The organism is Phaeodactylibacter luteus (assembly GCF_007993045.1).
Classification (GTDB): Bacteria; Bacteroidota; Bacteroidia; order Chitinophagales; family Saprospiraceae; genus Phaeodactylibacter; species Phaeodactylibacter luteus.
Map to the genome: position 1 here is coordinate 1 of NZ_VOOR01000124.1, position 1,739 is coordinate 1,739.

The 1,739-nt window shown below is 38.3% G+C and carries 1 protein-coding gene; it reads left to right on the plus strand.

Annotation, left to right across the window (positions count from 1 at the left end):
• Positions 1-38: 38 nt before the first annotated feature.
• Positions 39-1,739 (plus strand): IPT/TIG domain-containing protein (locus tag FRY97_RS21735; protein ID WP_147169723.1); only part of this gene is annotated, 1,701 nt, incomplete at its 3' end.

Here is a 1,739-nt window from a genome sequence, read left to right on the forward strand (position 1 = left end):
GTGCCTCATTAAATTAAAAACCATAAAACAAACAAAAGATGAGACTATTAACGGTAAAGGTTTTAGCAATTATTCTTGTGAGTGCTTTGAATTTGAACGCTCAAAAGGAAGATTTGTCGGAAAGGACTTTAAGTGCTGAGTATGTATTTGAAGGAAAAGTTATTGAGAAAACCAGCTTTTGGAATAGCCAGAGAAACAAGGTTTTTACCAAAAACAGAATTGAAGTATCTCGGAGCTTTAAAGGCGATGTTCCGCAGGTTGTTGATTTGATTACTCATGGTGGAATCATGGATTCTACAGTATATCAAATTTCTCATGGCGTATCCTTTTCTATTGGCCAAGAAGGGGTCTTTTTCTGTAAGCATTTTGACAATTCAGGTAAAGGAGAAGATATTTTCCTAATGTTGAATGGTATGTCGGGTTTGGTACTTTATGACTTCAAACTTAATGGCGTTCAAGCCCGTGACATACACAAAGAATATGGCAATGTATGGCAAGAACTATTTGAACCAGTTGAACAAGCAACAAGGAGAAGCCCGTTCCAATATGGCAGTAATGGCTTTGAAAGTCACATTGAGAATTGGCTTGAAGACAACCTTAGTTTGTTCTCTCAAGTTGATACCATTATGGAGTTTACCTTCCAAAATGTACAGTTAAATGGAGGGAGTGAAGTAGAATTTGACATTTTTGTACGTTCTAACCAAGATGGAATAAAGTTTGCTGCTTCTGATGTTTTTCTAAAATATGCCACCGAAGCATTTGGCAGTTCTGTGATTGAAAATGAAAAGCTGGCCGCCTCAAAAGAAGACGTGATAGAGAATCCAATCTATACTTTGGATTTGAGCGACTTTGATGCCGACATGGTGAAAATAGCTATAAATTCTGCTTCTTCGCCATCAGAACTTTATCCGATTTCTCAGTCACAGGAAAAGTTTCTCCATGTCGTTATTGATATTGAAAATATTATGGCCATCGGTACTATATCGTTTGACGAATTTCTGATGTCGAATGAAAGTATGTTTTATGATGAAAACATAGGAGAGTACGTCCCTTTTTCCAAGATAAAATTGTCACATCCTACAAATGTACTGGGTGGCCCCATGATTAGTGATTTTTCCAGCGAAGATGATGCTAATCCACACCATATTTCAGCGGGAACAGGAGAGATTTTAACAATAATCGGAATGGGGTTTGGTGATACAAAAGGAACAATAAAGTTTAGAGATGAAAACCTGATTTCAGGAGGCGTTGAAACTTCAGAAGACGATATTGAGGTATGGACAGAAAATATGATCCAGGTAAAAGTACCGTCAGCGGATAGTGATTTTTCTGGCCTTACGGCAGTTAGTGGTTTGTTTTCAGTCGAGTTGCCAAATGGAGGAGCCGCAGCAGAATCTGATGATTTCTTGTTTGTGGATTATTCCGTTTATAATTTCCGAACGGTAAGTAATTTGACCTCCCAGCCTGTTGATTTGGCAGACACACCACAAGGTGATGGAAATGCTGATGGCATTTTAGAGTTTTCGCTATCCACAAACATGAGTGGGAATGCAGAATTGAGAGCTATTGTAAATCAGAGTTTGTGTGACTGGAACGAACAAACCGAAATAAAATGGGGACTCAAGCCCTCTTATTCTTCCAAGACGACCTTTGGTAATAATGACCAAGTCAATTTGATTTATTTTGGAGAGGAAAGTGAGTTCACAGGTGAGATTTTTGGACTGGGGGCTTATACTATT